Raw genomic sequence first — 20,510 nt, forward strand, 5'->3', positions numbered from 1 at the left:
GGGACCGGCTTTAGCCGGGAAGGCGTCGGCAGTCACACTGCAGAGTTTATGGTGTTCACACTGGCCTCTTCCCGGCTGAAGCCGGTCCCACTGAAAACCAATCAGTCTCTGGGCATGAGTGCTGCCACCGCTTCGATCTCGATCAGCATCCCGTCCAGCGCCAGGCGTGGGACGGGGATGAGTGTGCATACCGGCTTCATAGTGCATCCCCATGCGAGATCCGCCTGCTCGACCCATAGACGCAACCGTTCTTCCGAGTGATCAACCATCAGCAGCGTCAGTTTGAAGATATGGTGAAGGTCGGCCCCGCGGGATTGCAGCGCGGTGCGCAGGTTGGCGATCGCCTGGGATGCCTGGTCGGCAAAGACCGGGGAAAGCTGGCCTTGGGCATCCTCCCCGCCCTGCCCGGCGACAAACAGCCACTCGGCGCCCGGGGCAACGGCGGCGAGGTGGGAATAGGCGTTGGTGGCGGGATCGTACAAGCCCTCGGGGTTGTACAAGGTGAACGGAGCAGCAGCGGGGGTTTGCGTCATGACGGCGATCCTGAACGTGAGAGCGCCCAGCCTCGAACCTCCACCTAAGTAGAGGTCAAGCAGGCGCCGACGTTTGAATCAATTCTGGAGCGCGTATCAATTCTCCAGCGCATACCGGCGGCAATGCTCCAGATAGCCCTGCTCGTGGCTGCCGACCAAATGCACGACGTTGCTCCACAGCCACGACGGCGCATCCAGGGTCTGCGAGCGGTTGAGTTGCAGTTCGCGCATCCACGACGAGCGCGTGGCCAGGTCCATCTGCCGGGCGTGGGCCAGGCCGACGACGCGAGCCAGGTAGCCGGCGGCTTTCATGGCTTCGCGCTCGCTCAACTGATCGAGCTCAAGCTTCATGTCCTGGGGCAGCAGCTCGCGGACGAAGAAGCCGTGATCCAGCATCCGCGTCGCGATCATCCGGTTGCCCAGGCCTGGCGACAGATGCCGGGCCCCTTCCACCACGCGCTTGCCGTTGTCCCGGGGCATGCCCGCCCGCGGGGTGCGCGGCGCGGCGGCAGCGACGGCTTCCTTGATGTCGAGCAGGCAATATTCCTGATCTTCATCGTCGCCCACGCTTAACAGAACCGCATAGCGCAGCAGGCCCAGGGAACTGCACCCTTTCACCCAGTAGGCGCAATCGAGCATCTCGACGCGGTCATCCCTGGATCGGCCTTTCAGCGACGTCACCAGCGCATGAATCTCTGGCGTCGAGCACAGCTCTTTCAGGCCGTGACGCTCATCGCGGGACAACGACCAGAAATGCTTGCCCAGCGGAATGGTCGGCCGCGTGTCCTCGATACGCTCATGGGCCAGGTGCTTCCAGGTCCTTTGAACGGCACTGCGCATCCCCGCTTTCACCTGCGCCGGGCGCGCAGGCTCTTGATCGTCGCCGTCTTCGAACGCCAGCTCGTAGCCCTGCATCATCTCTTCGAGCATTCTCGCGGTGGCGACGCCGGGCAGATCAGAGCCCCGGGCAGCGGTGGCCAGGGACAGCGCCAGACGCACCAGGTCGTGGGCCGGGTTACCGATCACGGTCTGATCCAGATCGCGGATGTGAATGTCGATGCGCCCTTTCGAATCGCCGGTGGGACCGAGATTACCGGCGTGACAGTCGCCACAGATCCATACCGGCGGACCGCTGGGCAGACGCCGGCCCGATTGACTGTGCAGCCATTCGTAAAACTGCACCGTGCTGCCGCGCACATAGGCGTGGGCAGAACGGGCCATTTTCAGGTTGCGTAATTCATTGAGCGGCTTGAGGCGTGCGGAGGGTCGAGGCGTCTTCATGAACAATTCTTTGCAGGGAGATGTAGCGTTGACTCGCCCCGAAGAGAAATGTTGCGGAATGTTTCACGATTTGGGATGACGAGTTGTGATGTCAGAAATGATCCACCTCCGCCGACTTCCCCTTAGAACACAAACCCATGCCCCAACTCGCCCTCCATCCATTCGAGAAAGCGCCGCACCCGGGGAAATCCGGAGTGCGCTTTCGGGAATACCAGATGATGAGCCGCGACCGGGGCTGACAGCGCTTCGGGCGCGACCTCGACCAGCGCTCCGCTTGCCAGGTATTTCTGCGCCAGCAACGTGCTTTCGAGTGCAAAACCCAGGCCGTGGCTGGCGGCCTCGAGCGTCATGTACGAGCGGTCAAAACTCAACGCGTAAGGCTTTTCCGGGCGCGCCAGACCATGCTGGGCAAACCAGGCAGGCCAGCGCAGCAGCGTGGCTTCCGAGAGAATCAAATCCCGGTCCAGCAAGTCGGAGGCCTGAGCGACCGCACGCTGGGCGACGAGCTTGGGTGAAGCCAGTACGGCGAAGGTTTCGTTGCGCACCGTCCGCACTTCGAAGCTCGGCCAGTTGGGCTCGCCGTGGCGAATGTCGACGTCGATTTTGTCGCGACTGAAATGCAGCGACTCATAGGAACACGAAAGATTGATCTGAATGTCGGGGTGGCTCAGGCGGAAGGCCTCCAGTCGCGGCATCAACCAGAGCAGCCCGAAGCTGGGCGAGGAATGCAGCCGCAGGCAGTCGAGGCTGACGTCGCTGCCCGCCCGCTCCGTGGCGATGGCCAGGCTGTGCAGCAACCCGGAAATATCCTTCAGGTACTGCTCGCCCACCGGCGTCAGCGTGACCCCGCGCGCCGCACGCACAAACAGCTGGCGGCCAATCATCGCTTCCAGCCTGGCGAGTTGATGGCTGACTGCCGAGGGCGTCAGGTCCAGCACTTCCGCCGCCCGGGCGACGTTGCCAAAGCGCGCGGTCTGCTCGAAGGCCTGAATGGCTTTCAGCGGTGGCACGCTGGCAGGTGCTTCGTCGATACGCCTCATGGGCCGGCTCCGGGTGAGTTCTTGTTATGTCGGTAACCGCCATTCAATCACCCCGAACGAGGCGTGACGAGTGCTGAATTTTTTTCAGCATCCAATGACTTTTGCGTCATTGCTCGACCCTTGCACGGAGCACAAGCTGATCCGGCCAGAGACTTCGGACAGCGAAAAGGTTCGCTTCCCGCTGATCCAGCCCATAACAATAATCACACGAGATCACGCCCATGCTCCTTCAAGGCAAAATCGCAATCATCACCGGCGCCGCCTCCGCTCGCGGTATCGGTCGCGCCACCGCTGCCACCTTCGCTCAACAGGGCGCCCGCGTGGTCATCTTCGACCTCGACGAATCCGCCGCCCGCGACGCCGCCGCTTCCCTGGGCGAAGGTCACCTGGGCCTCGCCGCCAACGTCGCCGACGAAGCGCAGGTCAAACAAGCCGTCGCGCGGGTCATCGAACACTTCGGCCGCATCGACGTGTTGATCAACAACGCCGGCATCACCCAGCCCCTCAAGACCCTCGACATTCGCCCCGGCGACTACGACAAAGTGCTCGACGTCAGCCTGCGCGGCACCTTGCAGATGTCCCAGGCGGTGATTCCGCTGATGCGCGAGCAAAAGGCCGGGAGCATCGTCTGCATGTCGTCAGTGTCGGCGCAACGTGGCGGCGGCATTTTCGGCGGGCCACACTACAGCGCAGCAAAAGCCGGCGTACTGGGCCTGGCCAAAGCGATGGCGCGGGAGCTGGGGCCGGACAACGTGCGCGTGAACTCCATCGCGCCGGGCCTGATTCACACCGACATCACCGGCGGCCTGATGCAGGACGAGCGCCGCCACGCGATCATCGACGGCATTCCTCTGGGTCGCCTGGGCGCGGCACAGGATGTCGCCAACGCCGCGTTGTTTCTGGCCAGCGACCTGTCGTCCTACCTGACCGGCATCACCCTGGACGTGAACGGCGGCATGCTCATTCATTGATGCCTTCTGCGCCGGCCGAGGCCGCCGGCGCTGTTCTGAATCGACGTTTCAGCCGCAGCTGACCATAAAAACAAGAGATCAGACCATCATGACTACCCTCTCTATGGATGCGGTCGTTTCCGTCCGCACCAATGCCTACCGCAAAACCGCGTGGCGGCTGATGCCGTTTCTGATGCTGTGCTACCTGTGCGCCTACCTGGACCGGGTGAATGTCGGCTTCGCCAAGCTGCAGATGATGAACGACCTGGCCCTGAGCGAAGCGGTGTACGGGCTCGGCGCCGGCATGTTCTTCCTCGGCTATTTCCTCTGCGAAGTGCCGAGCAACCTGATCCTGCACCGGGTCGGCGCTCGCCGCTGGATCGCCCGCATCATGATTTCCTGGGGCATCATCTCCGCCCTCTTCGCTTTCGTTGAAACCGCCTGGCAGTTCTATGGCCTGCGCTTTCTGCTGGGCATCGCCGAAGCCGGTCTCGCACCGGGCCTGCTGCTCTATCTGACCTACTGGTTTCCGTCTTACCGCCGGGCGCGAATGACTGTGCTGTGGTTCATCGCCATTCCGCTGTCGGGAATGATCGGCGGGCCGCTGTCCGGGCTGATCATGACCCAGTTCGCCGGCGTGCACGGCTGGGCCGGCTGGCAGTGGATGTTTGTCATCGAAGCCATTCCCACCCTGATCGTCGGGCTGCTGGTGCTGAGTTACCTCAAGGACGGCGTGCACCAGGCCACCTGGCTCAACGACGAGGAAAAGGATCTGGTCAACAAGGAGCTTGCCGAGGACAACAGCCAGAAAGTCACCCACGCGTCAGTCGGGGAGTTCATTCGTGATCGGCGCCTGTGGCTGCTGGCGTGCATCTATTTCTGCGTGGTCATGGGTCAGTACGCAATCACCTTCTGGCTGCCGACGCTGATCCGCAACGCCGGCGTCGCCGACCCACTGCACATCGGCCTGTTGACCAGCCTGCCGTACATGTGCGCCATCGCGGCCATGCTGTTGATGGGCCGCAGTGGCGACAAGCACCGCGAGCGGCGCTGGCACCTGGTGGCCCCGATGATCGCCGGCGCCATTGGCCTTTCGCTGGCGGCGTTGCTGGGGGGCAATCTGCTGCTGTCGGTGCTCAGCCTGTGCCTCGCCGCCTCCGGTGTGCTCTCGGCATCGTCACTGTTCTGGATGCTCCCGACCACGCTGCTGGGCGGGGTTTCCGCCGCCGCAGGGATCGCCGGCATCAACAGCTTCGCCAACCTCGCCGGCTTCTGCTCGCCGTACCTGATCGGCTGGATCACCACCGCAACTGGCTCAAGCGCCATCGGCATGTACCTGATCACCGGCGTGTTGTGCATCGGCGCCCTGCTGGTGCTGCGCATCCCCGCCGCGTCCGTCAATCGCTAATAAAAGGAGCCACTCACATGAACATCAGTCCATCGGGTCACGCCGCTTTGTCGCTGGCCCAGCGCGCCTTCAATATTCGTCGCCACGCCCTGCGCATGGGGCAGGTTCAGGGCCAGGGGTATGTCGGTCAGGCGCTGGGCGCGGCCGATCTGCTCGCGGTGTCCTATTTCCATGCCTTGCGCTATCAGCCGCAAGACCCCGAATGGGAAGATCGCGACCGTTTTTACCTGTCCATCGGTCACTACGCCATCGCGCTTTACGCTGCGTTGATCGAAGCCGAGGTCATTCCGCTCGATGAGCTGGAAACCTACGGCTCCGATGACAGCCGCCTGCCCATGTCGGGTATGGCCGCTTACACACCGGGCATGGAAATCACCGGCGGCTCGCTGGGACACGGACTGGGCATTGCCGTCGGCGCGTGCCTGGGCCTCAAGCGCAAGCACTCCGCCTCGTTCGTTTACAACCTGCTCTCGGACGGCGAGTTGAACGAAGGCTCGACCTGGGAAGCGGCGATGTCGGCCTCCCACTGGAAGCTGGACAACCTCATCGCGATCATCGACGTGAACAACCAGCAGGCCGACGGCCATTCCAGCGAAGTGCTGGCGTTCGAACCCATCGTTGACCGCTGGCAGGCTTTCGGCTGGTTCACCCAGCGTGTCGACGGCAATGACATCGACGCGCTGGTCAGCGCCTTTGACGCCGCGCGCAACCACACCGGGGCGCAACCTAGGGTGATCATCTGCGACACCAAAATGGGTAAAGGCGTGGACTTTCTGGAGACCCGCGAGAAAACCCACTTCATTCGCGTCGATGAGAACGAGTGGGATCTGGCACTGGAAAATTTGCAAATCGGGAGAACGGCATGAGCGCACTGACCCACAACGAGCCCGGCAAGAAACGTCTAACGACGTCGGCGATGATTGCTTCGATTGCGTCCGAAGGCCAGGCCACACGCCCGGCGCCATTCGGCCACGCGCTGGCGGCCCTCGCCGAGCAACGCGCGGACATCGTCGGGCTCTCCGCCGACCTGTCGAAATACACCGATCTGCACATTTTCGCCAAGGCCCACCCGGAGCGCTTCTACCAGATGGGCATGGCCGAGCAGTTGCTGATGAGCGCAGCGGCCGGCATGGCCCGAGAAGGCTTCGTCCCCTTCGCCACCACCTACGCGGTGTTCGCGTCCCGTCGGGCCTATGACTTTATCTGCATGGCCATCGCCGAAGAAAACCTCAACGTCAAGATCGTCTGCGGATTGCCCGGCCTGACCACTGGATATGGCCCGAGCCATCAGGCGACCGACGATCTGGCGATCTTCCGCGCCATGCCCAACCTGATGATCGTCGACCCTTGCGACGCGCTGGAAATCGAACAGGCAGTGCCAGCCATCGCCGCCCATCAAGGTCCGGTGTACATGCGCCTGTTGCGCGGTAATGTCCCGCTGGTGCTCGACGAATACGGCTACACCTTCGAGATCGGCAAGGCCAAGACCCTGCGCACCGGCAACGATGTGCTGATCATCTCCACGGGGCTGATGACCATGCGCGCGCTGGAAGCGGCGAAGGCACTGCAAGCCGACGGCGTCGATGTGGCAGTGCTGCACGTGCCGACCATCAAGCCGCTGGACGAGCAGACCCTTCTCGCCGAAGCGCGCAAACCCGGACGGTTGGTGGTGACGGCGGAAAACCATTCCATCATCGGCGGGCTGGGTGAAGCGGTGGCGACGGTGCTCTTGCGCAACGGCGTGACGCCGACGTTCCGGCAGATCGCCCTGCCCGACGCCTTCCTCGACGCCGGCGCCCTGCCGACACTGCATGATCGCTACGGGATTTCCACCCCGGCGGTGTGCGCGCGTATCAAGGCGTGGTTGTAAGCGCAGAACATCGGGGGGCTCTTCGAGTCCCCCCTCTTCGCCCAGGAGATTATTCGTGGACCCCGACCAACTGCTGGATCCCGAGTACCCCTTCTTTCGCGACGAAGTGTCCAGCGAATGGACGCTGAGCCATCTCGCCGACATTCGCACACGTATCCACGCCACCTTCAAACCCGCCGGACTTGCGCGCGGTGAACAGCACTGGGTCAGTCAGCCCGCAGCCGCCCACACACTACGGCTGTGCCTCTACCGACCTGGGAAAAGCGCTGATGCCCACGACCTCCCCGCGATTCTCTACGTGCATGGCGGCGGGTACGTGCTGGGTTGCCCGGAAATGGCCGACGACTACCTGGCGGATCTGGCGATTGAGTTGGGCGCCGTGATCGTCGCCGTCGATTATCGGCTCGCGCCGGAGCATCCGTTTCCCGCGCCGCTGGAGGACTGCTATCGCGGACTTGAATGGCTTCACCGAGAGCATGCTGCGCTGAGCGTCGATCCTGGCCGCATCGCAATCATGGGGCACAGCGCGGGCGGCGGACTTGCTGCGGCGTTGACACTGCTTGCCCCGGACCGTGGCGAGATTTCCGTCGCCGGCTCGGTGCTCATTTATCCCATGCTCGACCCTCGCACCGGCACCGCCGATGCACCCGTGCAAAACCCCGGCACCGGTACGTTCAGCTGGTCACGGGAGGCCAACCAATTCTGCTGGCAGTGCTACCGCGGCGAGTACCTCTGCAACGATGAGCAGGCGGCGCTGTTTTCTCCCGCGCTGGCCACTGACCTCAGCCACCTGCCGCCGAGCTTCATCGCTGTCGGTGCGTTGGATCTGTTCGTGGATGAAGACATGGCCTACGCGGGCCATCTCTCTCGCAGCGGCGTGCCCGTCGAGCTGCACGTTTATCCCGGCGTGCCGCACATGTTCGATCTGCACCCGGGCGGCGTGACAGAGCAGTGCAAGACGGATGTCGTCCGCGCGCTGAGGAAAATGCTGGGGCTATGATCCGTCCTGCGGGGCAGCTTTCTAAAGCAACGCGCTCAAATCCAGCCTGTCCTGGGGCACCGGCATCGAGAAGTAATAACCCTGGGCCTGACCCGCGCCCATTTCCCGCAGCAGATCCAGGGTCGCGGCGTCTTCAACGCCCTCCGCCACCACCGTCAGCCCCAGGGATTCGGCCATGCGCACAATGGCGCGAACGATGGCCCGGCTGCGGGTGCTGGTGGTCAGTTCCAGGGTGAACGACTTGTCGATTTTCAAGCCGCTGAAGTGGTACTGATGCACGTAACTGAGGGACGAGAACCCGGCACCGAAATCATCGAGGACCACCGACACGCCGTTGTCCGCCAGATGCTTCATGGCCTGACGCGCCAGCTCCGGCTCGGCCACCAGCGCGCCTTCGGTGAGTTCCAGACAGATACGAGACGGCGCCACGCCATGCTGACTGAGCAAACCGAGGACTTCGCTGGAAAACTCCGGGCGGGTGATGCTGTAGCTGGAGCAGTTGACGTGCACCGTCGGCCAGTGCGCGTGATCGGGATGGGCGAGGATCACCACCACCTGCTGAAGCATGTAGAGGTCCAGCCGGCCGATCAGGCGCAAGCCCTCCAGCGCCGGCAGAAACTGCCCCGGCGCGATGATCCGGCCATCGGCCTGACGCCAGCGAATCAGGGCTTCGAGGGCCAGAATCCGGCCGCTGGCGACATCGATGATCGGCTGAAAATACGGCACCAGTTCGTCGGTGCACTTGAGGGCATTGCGCAGCGCGGTCTCCTGCTCCATCTGGTCGGACACCTCGCGGCGCACCTCCTGGTTGAACACCGCGTAGCTGTCGCGCCCGGCGTTCTTGACCCGGTACATGGCCGTGTCGGCGTCGCGGAGCAAATCCGCCGGCTCGCTGTGAAACTGCAGATCGGCACCGACCACGCCGATGCTGCACGACGAAAACACTGCGTGGCCGTCGATGTAGAACGGCACGTCGAAGGCCAGCAGAATGCGCTCGGCGATCGCCACGGTGACGTCCGGCGGCGCGGCATAGGCCAGCACGGCGAATTCATCGCCGCCCAATCGCGCCAGCAAGTCGCCGTCGCGCATGCAGTGGCGCAGCCGATCGGCCGCCTGGATCAGCAACAGATCACCCGAATGATGGCCGAGGCTGTCGTTGACCATTTTGAAGCGGTCGAGGTCGATGAACATCACCGCCAGCTCCTCGCCCTTCTCGCAGAATTTCTCCCACGCGTTTCTCAGGCGCTGCTGCAACTGGCTGCGGTTAGGCAGGCCGGTCAGCGCGTCGTGGGCGTTTTCGTGTTGCAGCTTGGCATTGGCATAGTCCAGCTCCCGGGTGCGGTCCTGAACCCGGGCTTCCAGACGCAGATTGGCGGTATGGATGGCCTCGGCGGCGCTGCGCCGGGACAGTGCCGTGTCAATGTGGCGTGACACGAAGGTCAGCAGCTCCTGATCGCGCAACGAGTAGCTGACATGGGAGGTGTAGCTCTGCACCGCCAGCACGCCACGCACCACGTCGCCGTCGAACAGCGGAATGCCCAGCCACGAACTGGACCGGTTGACCTCGTTCTGCAGGGTGATCTCGCCGATGCTTTCCAGCCAGCGCGCCTCGGCGCCGTCGATCAGGCACGGCCGGCGCTGGCGGATGACGTATTCGGTAAAGCCGCGCTCGCCACGGCGCGGATCGGGTCGCCGGGTCAGGCGTTCATCCACATAGTAGGGAAACGTCACCTCGCCGGTGGCGTCGTCGAACAGCGCGATATAGAAGTTAAGGGCAAACAGCAGTTCGCCAACGATGCCGTGCAGGCTTTTGAACAGATCGGTCATGTCGCCGGGCTGGCTCGACAACTCGGTGATCTGGAACAGGGCGCTCTGCAAGTGCTCGGCGCGTTCGCGGTCAGCGACCTCGTTGCGCAGGGCGTCGTTGAGGCGGGACAGCTCAAGGGTGCGGCGGGCGACGGTTTCTTCCAGTTGGGCGCGATGCAGGATGCGGTCCAGGGCCATCGCCACGTGGCGAGCCACTACCAGAAACAGCTCTTGATCCTCGACGCTGTAGACCCGGGCGACGTCATACACCTGCATCGCCAGCATGCCGAACACGTCGTCGGAGGCGTTTTTCAGCGGCGCACCCATCCAGAATTCCGGGCGATGGCCCACGCAGTGGAAGCGATCCAGCGCCCTCGCCCGCTCGATGGCGGCAGCATCGACGAACAACGCCTGCTCGGTGGTCAGCACATAACCGGTCATGGACAGCCGCTCGGGATCGAGAAACTCGTAGGTTTCCGCTTCGAGGGCGTCGACGTCAGTGATGTCGATGTAATAGGGGTAAGTGATCTTGCCGCTGTGGCTTTCGTACAGCGCCAGGTAGAAGTTTTCCGCGTCGATCAGGGTCGAGAGCTGCTTGTGCACGCCCTGTAAAAACGCCGAGCGGTCACGGGTGGAGCTGGCCAGGTAGGTGATTTCATAGAGCACCCGCTGGGTCGCCTGTGCCCGTGCCAGCGCATCGGTCTGCAGGCGCAGGCCGAGGCGTCCGGCCAGCTCGGCGAAAAACGGATCGTCGCACTGCACGTCCGGCATCAGCAGCCAGCCCAGGGCGGACTCGCCATGACCGGTCACCCAGCGCTGCAAATGGTGTTTGCGGCAATAGCCGTCGAACTCCTCACGGGGTATCAAGGTCGGCCAGTCCGTGGCGGAACAGCCCTGGCCCAGCAGATACATTTGCTGGCCGGCGCGGTAAGCGGCCCAACTCAATGCCGGCGCGGCCTGACGGGCAGCGCGCAGCAAGGCGTCCAGCGAACTCTCCCCGCTGAATCCACCCACGGCCAGAGCGCCCTCTTCGACGGGTACAGGCATCCGCTCGTCGGCAATCGGCGTGTACCCGGCCAGGGTCGATAGTGGGGAATTCATGGGCGCTCCATTGCCAGCGTCGGACTGCGCTATCTTCATTGGGTGTGACAGAAGGTTGCAAGCGCCATATTCGCATTTGCGGTCTATTCACGACGAAAAAACCGTATTCCACGACATTTGTTGGAATTACCCGCCGCACGGCCCTATAGCGGCCTGCAAATTGAAAGATTGAACCCGGCACTCTGTCTACACAGTCCGCTTCGCACAGCTCGTCAAACAGCCGGCGGGAACGGTTTCATGTTTCGGCATTGACCTTTGAACGTCCTCGCCTGTCACTGATTGCTGTTACCCGTCTTTTTGCCCCACTGGAGATGATCACCCAATGATCAAGACTTACAGCTACGCCGCGCAAAAACCCACTGACAAACTGGCCCCGTTGCAGATCGAGCGCCGTGAGCCGGGCGCCGATGACGTGCAGATCGACATCCTGTTCTGCGGCGTCTGCCACTCGGACCTGCACACCGCGCGCAACGAATGGAACAACACCCTGTATCCGTCGGTGCCGGGCCACGAAATCGTCGGCAAGGTCACCGCAGTCGGCGCCAACGTCACCCACTTCAAGGTCGGCGACCTCGCTGGCGTCGGCTGCATGGTCGACAGCTGCCAGCACTGCGCGTCCTGCGCAGAAGGTGAAGAACAGTATTGCGAGAACGGCTTCACCGGCACTTACAACGGTCCGGTGTTTGGCGGCGAGAACACCTTTGGTGGCTACTCCGACAAGATCGTGGTGAAAGAAAAGTTCGTCTTGAAGATTTCCCACAGCGACAACCTCGCCGCCGTCGCGCCGTTGCTGTGCGCCGGGATCACCACCTACTCGCCGCTGCACCACTGGAAGGTCGGCCCGGGCAAGAAGGTCGGCGTTGTCGGGCTGGGCGGTCTCGGCCACATGGCGGTGAAGATCGCCCACGCCATGGGCGCCCACGTGGTGCTGTTCACCACCTCGCCGAACAAGCGTGAAGACGGCCTGCGCCTGGGCGCCGATGAAGTCATCGTGTCGAAAAACGCCGATGAAATGGCGACCCAGACCAATCAGCTCGACTTCATCCTCAACACCGTGGCGGCGCCGCACAACCTTGATCCGTTCCTGAACCTGCTCAAGCGCGACGGTACCATGACCCTGGTGGGCGCGCCGGATCAGCCGCACCCTTCGCCAGGCGTGTTCAACCTGATCTTCAAACGCCGCAGCATCGCCGGCTCGCTCATCGGCGGCATTCAGGAAACCCAGGAAATGCTGGATTTCTGCGCCAGGCACGGCATCGTCTCAGACATCGAGATGATCCACATGAAGGACATCAACGAAGCCTACGAGCGCATGATCAAGGGTGACGTGAAGTACCGCTTTGTCATCGACATGGCGACCCTCAAAGAAGAAGCATCAGCCGCCTGATGGCTGGGTTCCCGGGTGCGGTTTCCCCGCCCCGGGCACTCGTAACATTCTGTGTGTTTTCCGCCTGAGAAATATTGGCAACCATCCCCCGGTGCCTCGGTCACAACCCTTGAGCCATGGCCAGCACTGCCTGCTTTTACTGATCCCGACAAGACGCCAGCCCTCGCCGCTGACACAAGCGCCATGGATTAGAGAAAACGACTCACAAGTGCATGCCCGGATTCAACGCAATGCAGTGCCTGTCCATTGGTTATCGTTGAAGACTGCCGTCGCTTTGAGAATCGCCATCGCTCCAGCCGCTCCACCTGCCGTCCCTGCCCGTGCGTCCGCCCACCGTCGGCCGCCAGGTTGACCCAACGCTGACGAGGAACCCGTTCATGACCGATCAGCCTGATCGCCCCAACAAACAAGAAGTGTCTTGTGACCTCAAGGCCTTCACCGTCCCCTCCCGCCGTAACTTTCTGAAATCCATCGGCGTGTCCAGCCTCGCTGCCGCGACGGCGCCGATCTGGACACAGGCGCTGGAAGCCCAGGCCGCTGTCGCCGATGACCTCGACCCACCGGCGGCCGACGAACGACGCATGACCCTGAAGGTCAACGGCCAGGCCCACACCCTGAACCTGCCGGCCAACGCCGCACTGCTGGATGTGCTGCGCGATCGCCTGCAGCTGACCGGCACCAAGAAAGGCTGCGACCACGGCCAGTGCGGCGCCTGCACGGTTCACGTGAATGGCGTGGCGATCAATTCGTGCCTGTCCCTCGCAGCCATGCACGAAGGCGACGACATCACCACCATCGAAGGCCTGGCGCAGAACGGCAAGTTGCACCCGGTGCAGGAAGCCTTCTGGGAACACGACGCCTACCAGTGCGGCTATTGCACCTCCGGGCAGATCATGAGCGCGGCGGCGTTGTTGAAAGACAAGAACATCGGCACCGACGATCACAGCGTGCGCGAAGCCATGAGCGGCAACATCTGCCGCTGCGGCGCGTACAAGAACATCCTCGCGGCGATCCAGTCGGCGCGCATCAAAGTCCAGGAGGTGAGCTGATGAGAGCCTTTGATTACGTGCGCGCCAACAGCGTCGAACAGGCCGTGACGACCCACGCAAAAAGCCCGACCACATTCTTCCTCGCCGGCGGCACGACGTTGCTCGACCTGGTCAAGCTCGACATCATGCCGGCCGATCAGGTGATCGACGTCAATCACCTCTCCCTCAAGCAGATCGAAGTGCAGAACGACGGCAGCGTGCGCATCGGTGCGCTGGTCAGCAATACCGAACTGGCCCATCACCCGCACATCGTCGAGCACTATGCCGTGCTGTCCCAGGCGTTGCTGTCCGGCGCCACCACTCAGTTGCGCAACAAGGCCACGACAGCCGGCAATGTGATGCAGCGGGTACGCTGCAACTATTTCCGCGACGGCTATTCGCCCTGCAACAAGCGCGAACCGGGCTCGGGTTGCGCCGCTATCGACGGGCATAATCGCAGCGTGCACGCGGTGCTCGGCACCAGCGACCAGTGCATCGCCAGCCACCCTTCGGACATGTGCGTGGCGATGGTCGCCATTGGTGCGACCGTCGAGGTGCAGGGCCCGAAGGGCAAGCGCAGCGTTGATTTCGCCGACTTCCACCTGCTGCCCGGTGCGACCCCGTGGAAAGAACACGCGCTGCTGGACGATGAGTTGATCACCCACGTGGTGCTGGCCGCGCCGCTGGCCGGCAATAAGTCCGCTTACCTGAAACTGCGCGATCGCGCCTCTTACCAGTTCGCCCTGGCGTCCAGCGCGGTGATCGTCGTCATGGACGGCAACACCGTGCGCGAAGCCCGAGTGGCCTTGGGCGGCGTCGGCACCAAACCCTGGCGTTCAGTCGATGCCGAACAGGCGTTGAAGGGCCAGACCCTGAACCCGCAGACCCTCGAAAAAGTCGCCGCCATCGCCCTCAAGGGCGCCAAAGCCTATCGCCACAACGCCTACAAGATCGCCTTGGGGCAGCAGGCCATCGTGCGCAATCTCGGCACCTTGAACGCCTGACCGGAGGATTCACCATGACTGATGCAATGATTGGCTCGGCACCCCGCCGCATCGATGGCCAGCGTAAGGTCACCGGCAGCGCGATGTACGCGTCCGACCATCACCTGAAAAAAATGGCCTACGGCTACGGCGTGTTCAGCACCGTCGCCAGCGGCAAGATCACCGGCCTGGAACTGGACGCCGCGCGCAAATCGCCGGGCGTGCTGGAGATTCTGCACCACGGCAACTTCCCGGCGCTCTATCACAACTCGACGCTGCCGATGTCCTTCGCGCAGATCCTCAAGGCAGCCAAGTCCGATGAAAGCCGCCTGCCGTTCGAAGACGACACCGTGTATTACGCCGGTCAGTTCGTCGCCCTGGTGGTGGCCGATACCTTCGAGCACGCCCGGGCTGCGGCTTACAAGATCAAAGTGAGCTACAGCAAGACCGACGCCGTCGCCAACCTCGAACAAGGCCTGAAAGCCGGCGCCTTGCAGGACGGTAGCCCGAACCATACCCGGGGTGATGCCGCCGCTGCATTCGACGCTGCTGCCCACAGCATCGACGCCACCTACTCGACCCCCGTCGAAACCCACAACCCGATGGAAATGCACGCCACCGTCGCCAGTTGGGAGGACGGGCGCCTGATCGTGTACGAGGCGACCCAGGGCGTGGTTGCCCACCGCAATTCCCTGGCGAAAATCTTTGGCATGATCCCGGAGAAGGTCGAGGTCCGTGCGCCGTTCATTGGCTCCGGCTTCGGCAGTAAGCTATGGATCTGGCCCCACTCAGTGGCCGCCTGCGCCGCAGCCAAGGTGCTCAAGCGCCCGGTTCAATTGGTGGTGCCACGCCAGCAGATGTTCACCACCACCGGCCACCGCCCGGAAACCCGTCAGCGCATGCGCCTGGCAACTGACGACAAGGGCAAGTTGCTGTCGGTGCGCCACGAGTCGATCAACACCACTTCGTTTACCGACCCGTACAAGGAAAACTGCGGCACCTCAACCAAGAGCCTCTACAGCTGCGCGAACGTGCTGGTCACCCACAAGATCATTGAGGTTAACCGCGGGACGCCGACGTCCATGCGCGCGCCGGGTGCAGCGCCGGGGTTGTTCGCTTTGGAATCGGCCATGGACGAGATGGCCGATAAAGTGGGCATGGACCCGCTTGAGTTCCGCAAGCTCAACGTCTCCGAACGCGACGAGAGCCAGAACCTGCCGTGGTCGAGCAATCATCTGCAGGAATGCATCGACAAGGCCGCCGAGCGCTTTGGCTGGAGCAAACGCAATCCGACGCCGGGTTCGATGAAGGACGGCACCGAGATCATCGGCTACGGCATGGCTGCCTGTAACTGGGACGCCTATCGCACTCCCGCCGAGGCGCAAGTCGCACTGCGCGCCGATGGCACGGCGTGGGCCATTTGCGGGGTGCAGGACATCGGCACCGGCACGTACACCATCGTGGCTCAAGTGGTCAGCAGCATCACCGGCATCCCGCTGGACAAGATCGACGTCGAGCTGGGCAATTCATCGTTCCCGCCGGCGCCGGTGTCGGGCGGCTCATGGGCGACCGCGAGCGTGCTGCCGGCCATCGCCGAAGCCACTCGCCAGGCCGTGGAACAGTTGAAAGCGTTCTCGACCGCGCCCAAGGGCGTGTTTGCCGGGATCAAGGCCGATCAGGTGAGCTTCGAGCAGGGTCAGTTGAAAAGCGGCGACAAGACCTTTGCCATCGCCGACGTGCTCAAGGCGCAGAAGCAGGCCAGCGCTTTCGGTGAAGCCAAGACCGGCATGAACGACACCAGCAAGCATTCGTTCCGCTCGTTCGGCGTGCATTTCGTCGAAGTGCGTTGGGACCCGGGCATCTCGCGGCTGCGGGTTTCGCGGGTGGTCAGTGCGATTGACGTGGGCAAGGTGATCAACCAGAAAACCGCCCTCAATCAGGTCGAAGGCGCGATCGTCATGGGCGTCGGCATGGCGCTGTTTGAAGCGACGGACTTCGACGAGCGCAACGGCATGCCGGTGAACAACAACTACGCCGAATACGTGGTGCCGGTGCACGCCGACCAGCCGGAGATCGACGTGATCCTGCTGGACTACCCGGACCTGGAGCTAAACGAGTTCGGCGCTCGGGGGATTGGCGAAATCGGGATTACCGGGCTGGCGGCAGCGGTGGCTAACGCGGTTTCCCACGCCACCGGCAAACGCATTCGGGATTTGCCGATTACGCTGGATAAGCTGATGGAGTTGCCGCCGACGATGAAGGTCTGAGCCGGACACTCCAGCGCCCTGACCGTCCTCTTCCCGGCTCAAGCCGGTCCCACTGAAGCACCGCATGCCGTCAGTGGGACCGGCTGTAGACCGGCTTATTTTGATTGATCGTTCCCACGCTCCGCGTGGGAATGCCGCACTGGACGCTCCGCGTCCCAAAGCTGACGCGGAGCGTCATGGTATGAATTCCCACGCGGAGCGTGGGAACGATCATTACTCACTGCATGCAGTCAGTGGGACCGGCTTTAGCCGGGAGGCCTTTGATTTGATGATCATCGATCATCATGTTGTCAGGCACGCAATCCCTGCGCGGCGCTCAGCAGGCCTTTGAATTTCCCATAACGCGCGCTCAAAGCTTCCTGCACCACCGGCATCGGCTGATACCGGGCCTTCACCGCCATCCCCCGCTTCAGCCACTCAGCTCCCTCCCCGATCGACACAAACCCCAGCTTCGCCGCACCAATGCACGCGCTGAGTTCGCTGCCCTGCAAGGTGTACACCTCGCGATCAAGGATGTTGGCCAGCAACTGCGCCCAGTATTCGCTTCGTGCCCCGCCGCCCACCAGGGCGCAGGCGTTGACCGTGGCCCCGGCGGACAACGTGGCGTTCATCGCGTCCAGCAGCCCGAACCCGACGCCTTCAAGCACCGCATAACCCAGCATCGCGGGCGTGCTGTCATGGGCCAGGTTCATGAATCCGCCGCGCAACAGCGGGTCGTTGTGAGGCGTGCGCTCGCCCGCGAGGTACGGCAGAAACAGCGGACTGGAAACAGCCACAGGCTTATCCACCGGCAATTGCGCGTGAACCAGATCCAGCAACGCCTGCTCATCAGGCTGACCCAACAAGCGGGTGACCCAGCGCAGGCAGCTCGCCCCGGCCAGCATCGCGCCCATGGTGTACCAGCGCTGAGGCAACGCGTGGCAAAAGCTGTGCACGGCGCTGGCCGGGTTGCCCGCAGGATGATCCGTGATCGCAACAATCGCCGCGCTGGTGCCAAGGGTGACGAACGCATCACCGGCGTTGATCGCGCCGATGCCCACCGCGGAAACCGGGTTGTCGCCACCGCCTGCGGCCACGGGCAGACCCAGCGGCAAGCCCAACGCATGCGCTGCCTCGGCACTCAGCCCGGCCGACGGTTGATCGGCCTCCAGCAACCGGGGCATCTGCTCGGTGGTCAGCCCTGTGGCGTGGAGCATCGGCGCGTACCATTCGCGCTTCGCCACATTCAGCCACAACGTGCCGGCGGCGTCGGACATGTCACTCACCTGCTCGCCGGTCAGCAGCAAACGCAGGTAATCCTTCGGCGACAACACGCTGGTGATGCGCGCGAACACCTGCGGTTCGTGCTGCTGCATCCACAGAAGCTTCGGCGCGGTGAGCCCGGCCATCGCCAGGCTGCCAGTGATGTCGGCGTAATCCGGGAAGTCTTCGTTCAACTGCGACGCCTGAAGCACAGCGCGGGAGTCGTCCCAGAGAATCGCCGGATACAGCACCTGCTCCGCCGCATCCAACATGACTGCACCGTGCATCTGCCCCGACAAACCGATGCAGCCGACCCGCGCCCATGCCTGAGGATCGTTCGTCCGCAACTGCCCGAGCGCAGACAGGCAGGCCTGCCACCAATCGGCCGGGTTCTGCTCCGACCAGCCCGACTGCCGGCGGCTGACTTCCACGCGCGCACCGGCCTGGGCCAGCACCACGCCTTCGCCATCCAGGAGAATGGCCTTGAGCTCGGATGTGCCGAGGTCAATGCCCAGGGAAACAAGGTGATTCATGAAAATTCGGTTCCTGAAAGTTCGGTGCTTGAGCGTTCGGTGGCTGAAAATCCGGTGACTGGCAGCGGACGCTCAAGGGCACCCGCACGAGTTGCGAATCCGTAAGGTCGGCGCCAGTCGCTCCGACAGTCGTTTGCCCTCGGGATCATCGATGCGCTGTAACAGCAACTGCACCGCCCGCGCGCCCAGGGCCTGCACCGGCTGAGCAATCACGCTCAAGCGCGGCAGGAAAAAATCCGCCCAGTCGAAATCATCAAACCCCACCAGCGCCAGTTGCTCAGGCACGTCGATGTTGGCCTCACGCAAGGCGTGCATGGCGCCGATGGTCATCAGGTTATTCGCCGCCAGAATCGCCGTGGGCGGCGTATTCAGGCGCAACAGCGCGGACGTGGCGACCCGTGCGGATTCGCTGTTCGACTCGCCGTCGATCAGCAACTGCGGATCCCACGGCAGATCAGCCTCGACGAGCGCCTGTCGGTAGCCCTCGATCCTCTCTTCCGTCGTGCTCAGGCCGCGATGCCCGGCGATCATGCCGATGCGCCGATGACCGTGACCGATCAGATGAGCGACCAGCTCGCAAGTGGCCTGGCGATTCTCGACGCCGACCTGATCGAAACCCTCGACCGCCATTCTGTCCACCAGCACGCTGGGAATCGCGTTGCTGCGCAGGTAGGCCAACGCGGCCTGCTCCGGGTCGCTGGACGGCGCGAGCAGAATGCCGTCCACACGTCGGTGGTGCAGCGCCTGAACCACGCGCAGTTCCTGGGCGGGATCGTCGTGGGTGTCGACGAACAACATCATGATGCCGTGGCGCGCGCATTCGGTTTCAATGGAGTGTACGGTCTCGCTGAAATAGTGATTGGACAGCGCCGAGATCGCCACGCCAATGGTATTGGTGCGCGAACGGGCCAGCGAGCGCGCCAGGGTGTTGGGGATGTAGCCCAAGTCCTGAACCGCCCGCTGCACCGCTTCCACCGTCTTGTCGCTGACCTTGCGCGTGCCGTTGAGCACGTGGGAAACGGTTGACGTCGACACCCGCGCCCGCTTCGCCACGTCTTCCATCTTGATCACTGCGCCGACTCCTTCAGGCCTGCGTCTCAGTGCTTGCTGGACCAGCCGCTGTAGGAACCGATGTTGTCGCGGGTGATCAGTTTCGGCGTCAGCTGGGTGACCGCTTCAGCCGGCTTCTTGTCGTTGAGCAGGTCATTGCCGATGACCACCGCCTGCTGCGCCATGGCCCACGGGTCCTGGCTGGCCGAGGCCTGAATCAAGGTGTCGGCCTTGAGGGCCTGCTCGATGTCCGGCGCTCCGTCCACCGACGTGATGACGATGCCGCTGCGTTTCAGCTGCTTGGCCGCCAGGTCACTGCCGATGGCCTGAGGGTCGTTGATCGCGAACAGGCCGTCGATTTTCGGGAAGCGGGTCAGGTAACCCTGCATTGCATTCAGGCCACCTTCGCGGGAGCCTTTGGCGTCCTGATCCTCAGAGAGAATCTTGATGTCCGGCGCCGCGGCGAACGCCGACTTGCAGCCCGCCACACGGTCGGTCACGGCCGTCACCTGCGGGCCGTTCTGGATGATCACATTGCCCTTGCCCGACAGCTTGTCGACGATGAACTGACAGGCCAGCTTGCCCGCTTCGACGTTGTCGGTCTGCACGGTGGCATCGACGCCGGCTGCGCTGACGTCCACGGCCACGACCTTGATGCCGGCGGCCTGAGCCTTCTTGACCGCCGAGGCAATGGCCTTCGGGTCCACCGCGTTGATCAGGATCAGGTCGACGCCGGAGGCAATGAAGTTGTCGATCTGCGAGAACTGCTTGCTCAGGTCGTAATCGGCGGAGACAGAGGTCACTTTGACATTGGGGTTGAGCTCCAGGGCCTTGGCCTTGGCGCCGTCGGCCAGGGTGACGAAATACGGGTTGCCCAGGGAACCCAGGGTGATGCCGACGGATTTCAGCTCGCGGGCCTCAACGCCCTGGGACAGCAACGCGGCCAGGCACAGGGACACGACAGCGGGGAATTTGCGTTTGAAGTTCATGGGTTCTCTCTTGTGATTATTGTTGGATTCTTCGTTGAAACG

16 protein-coding genes are annotated in these 20,510 nt (G+C 63.2%); 9 read left to right on the forward strand and 7 right to left on the reverse strand.

What is annotated here, in order from left to right:
• Window positions 1-101: 101 nt before the first annotated feature.
• The 3 genes from BMY98_RS03530 to BMY98_RS03540 all read right to left on the reverse strand — a co-directional run bounded on the left by BMY98_RS03530 (window position 102) and on the right by BMY98_RS03540 (window position 2,854).
• Window positions 102-533 (reverse strand): RidA family protein, encoded by a 432-nt coding sequence (locus BMY98_RS03530; protein WP_074884794.1) that lies wholly within the window; start codon window positions 531-533, stop codon window positions 102-104.
• Between the two features lie 96 nt (window positions 534-629).
• Window positions 630-1,814 carry a DUF2252 domain-containing protein gene (locus BMY98_RS03535; RefSeq protein WP_074884797.1) on the reverse strand — a complete coding sequence of 395 codons (1,185 nt, stop codon included), beginning with the start codon at window positions 1,812-1,814 and terminating at the stop codon, window positions 630-632.
• Between the two features lie 122 nt (window positions 1,815-1,936).
• A complete protein-coding gene (locus tag BMY98_RS03540) occupies window positions 1,937-2,854 on the reverse strand; it encodes a LysR substrate-binding domain-containing protein (protein WP_074884800.1) in 918 nt (305 codons plus the stop codon).
• A 221-nt stretch (window positions 2,855-3,075) separates the two neighbouring features.
• Between BMY98_RS03540 and BMY98_RS03545 the strand changes: the two genes are divergently transcribed.
• From BMY98_RS03545 to BMY98_RS03565, 5 genes are all read left to right on the forward strand, one after another.
• On the forward strand, window positions 3,076-3,825 hold the full coding sequence (locus BMY98_RS03545; RefSeq protein ID WP_074884802.1) for an SDR family NAD(P)-dependent oxidoreductase: 750 nt from the start codon (window positions 3,076-3,078) through the stop codon (window positions 3,823-3,825).
• A gap of 88 nt (window positions 3,826-3,913) precedes the next feature.
• Window positions 3,914-5,212 carry an MFS transporter gene (locus BMY98_RS03550; RefSeq protein ID WP_175514138.1) on the forward strand — a complete coding sequence of 433 codons (1,299 nt, stop codon included), beginning with the start codon at window positions 3,914-3,916 and terminating at the stop codon, window positions 5,210-5,212.
• 17 nt (window positions 5,213-5,229) lie between these two features.
• Complete coding sequence (locus BMY98_RS03555) at window positions 5,230-6,078, forward strand: transketolase (RefSeq protein WP_074884808.1); 849 nt, start codon at window positions 5,230-5,232, stop codon at window positions 6,076-6,078.
• On the forward strand, window positions 6,075-7,082 hold the full coding sequence (locus tag BMY98_RS03560; RefSeq protein WP_074884811.1) for a transketolase family protein: 1,008 nt from the start codon (window positions 6,075-6,077) through the stop codon (window positions 7,080-7,082). The genes BMY98_RS03555 and BMY98_RS03560 overlap by 4 nt, the downstream gene beginning before the upstream one ends.
• Window positions 7,083-7,137: 55 nt before the next feature.
• Window positions 7,138-8,082 (forward strand): alpha/beta hydrolase, encoded by a 945-nt coding sequence (locus BMY98_RS03565; protein ID WP_074884813.1) that lies wholly within the window; start codon window positions 7,138-7,140, stop codon window positions 8,080-8,082.
• 21 nt (window positions 8,083-8,103) lie between these two features.
• Here the strand turns inward: BMY98_RS03565 and BMY98_RS03570 are convergent, their stop codons facing one another.
• Window positions 8,104-10,935, reverse strand: a complete 2,832-nt coding sequence (locus BMY98_RS03570; protein ID WP_074885322.1) for a sensor domain-containing phosphodiesterase — start codon at window positions 10,933-10,935, stop codon at window positions 8,104-8,106.
• A gap of 376 nt (window positions 10,936-11,311) precedes the next feature.
• On the opposite strand from BMY98_RS03570, the gene BMY98_RS03575 reads away from it, so the two are divergent.
• The 4 genes from BMY98_RS03575 to BMY98_RS03590 all read left to right on the forward strand — a co-directional run bounded on the left by BMY98_RS03575 (window position 11,312) and on the right by BMY98_RS03590 (window position 16,654).
• Window positions 11,312-12,376 (forward strand): NAD(P)-dependent alcohol dehydrogenase, encoded by a 1,065-nt coding sequence (locus BMY98_RS03575; RefSeq protein ID WP_074884816.1) that lies wholly within the window; start codon window positions 11,312-11,314, stop codon window positions 12,374-12,376.
• A gap of 377 nt (window positions 12,377-12,753) precedes the next feature.
• A complete protein-coding gene (locus tag BMY98_RS03580) occupies window positions 12,754-13,425 on the forward strand; it encodes a (2Fe-2S)-binding protein (RefSeq protein WP_083398707.1) in 672 nt (223 codons plus the stop codon).
• A complete protein-coding gene (locus BMY98_RS03585) occupies window positions 13,425-14,408 on the forward strand; it encodes an FAD binding domain-containing protein (protein ID WP_074884819.1) in 984 nt (327 codons plus the stop codon). Before BMY98_RS03580 ends, BMY98_RS03585 begins: the two co-directional genes overlap by 1 nt.
• 14 nt (window positions 14,409-14,422) lie before the next feature.
• On the forward strand, window positions 14,423-16,654 hold the full coding sequence (locus BMY98_RS03590) for a xanthine dehydrogenase family protein molybdopterin-binding subunit (protein ID WP_074884822.1): 2,232 nt from the start codon (window positions 14,423-14,425) through the stop codon (window positions 16,652-16,654).
• 290 nt (window positions 16,655-16,944) lie between these two features.
• On the opposite strand, the gene xylB is transcribed toward BMY98_RS03590, so the two are convergent.
• From xylB to BMY98_RS03605, 3 genes are all read right to left on the reverse strand, one after another.
• Window positions 16,945-18,429, reverse strand: a complete 1,485-nt coding sequence (xylB, locus tag BMY98_RS03595; RefSeq protein WP_074884825.1) for a xylulokinase — start codon at window positions 18,427-18,429, stop codon at window positions 16,945-16,947.
• Between the two features lie 72 nt (window positions 18,430-18,501).
• Window positions 18,502-19,500, reverse strand: a complete 999-nt coding sequence (locus BMY98_RS03600) for a LacI family DNA-binding transcriptional regulator (RefSeq protein WP_074884827.1) — start codon at window positions 19,498-19,500, stop codon at window positions 18,502-18,504.
• Between the two features lie 26 nt (window positions 19,501-19,526).
• Window positions 19,527-20,468, reverse strand: coding sequence for an ABC transporter substrate-binding protein (locus BMY98_RS03605; RefSeq protein WP_074884830.1), 942 nt, complete (start codon window positions 20,466-20,468; stop codon window positions 19,527-19,529).
• Window positions 20,469-20,510: the final 42 nt, after the last annotated feature.

Source organism: Pseudomonas graminis, assembly GCF_900111735.1.
Lineage (GTDB): Bacteria > Pseudomonadota > Gammaproteobacteria > Pseudomonadales > Pseudomonadaceae > Aquipseudomonas > Aquipseudomonas graminis.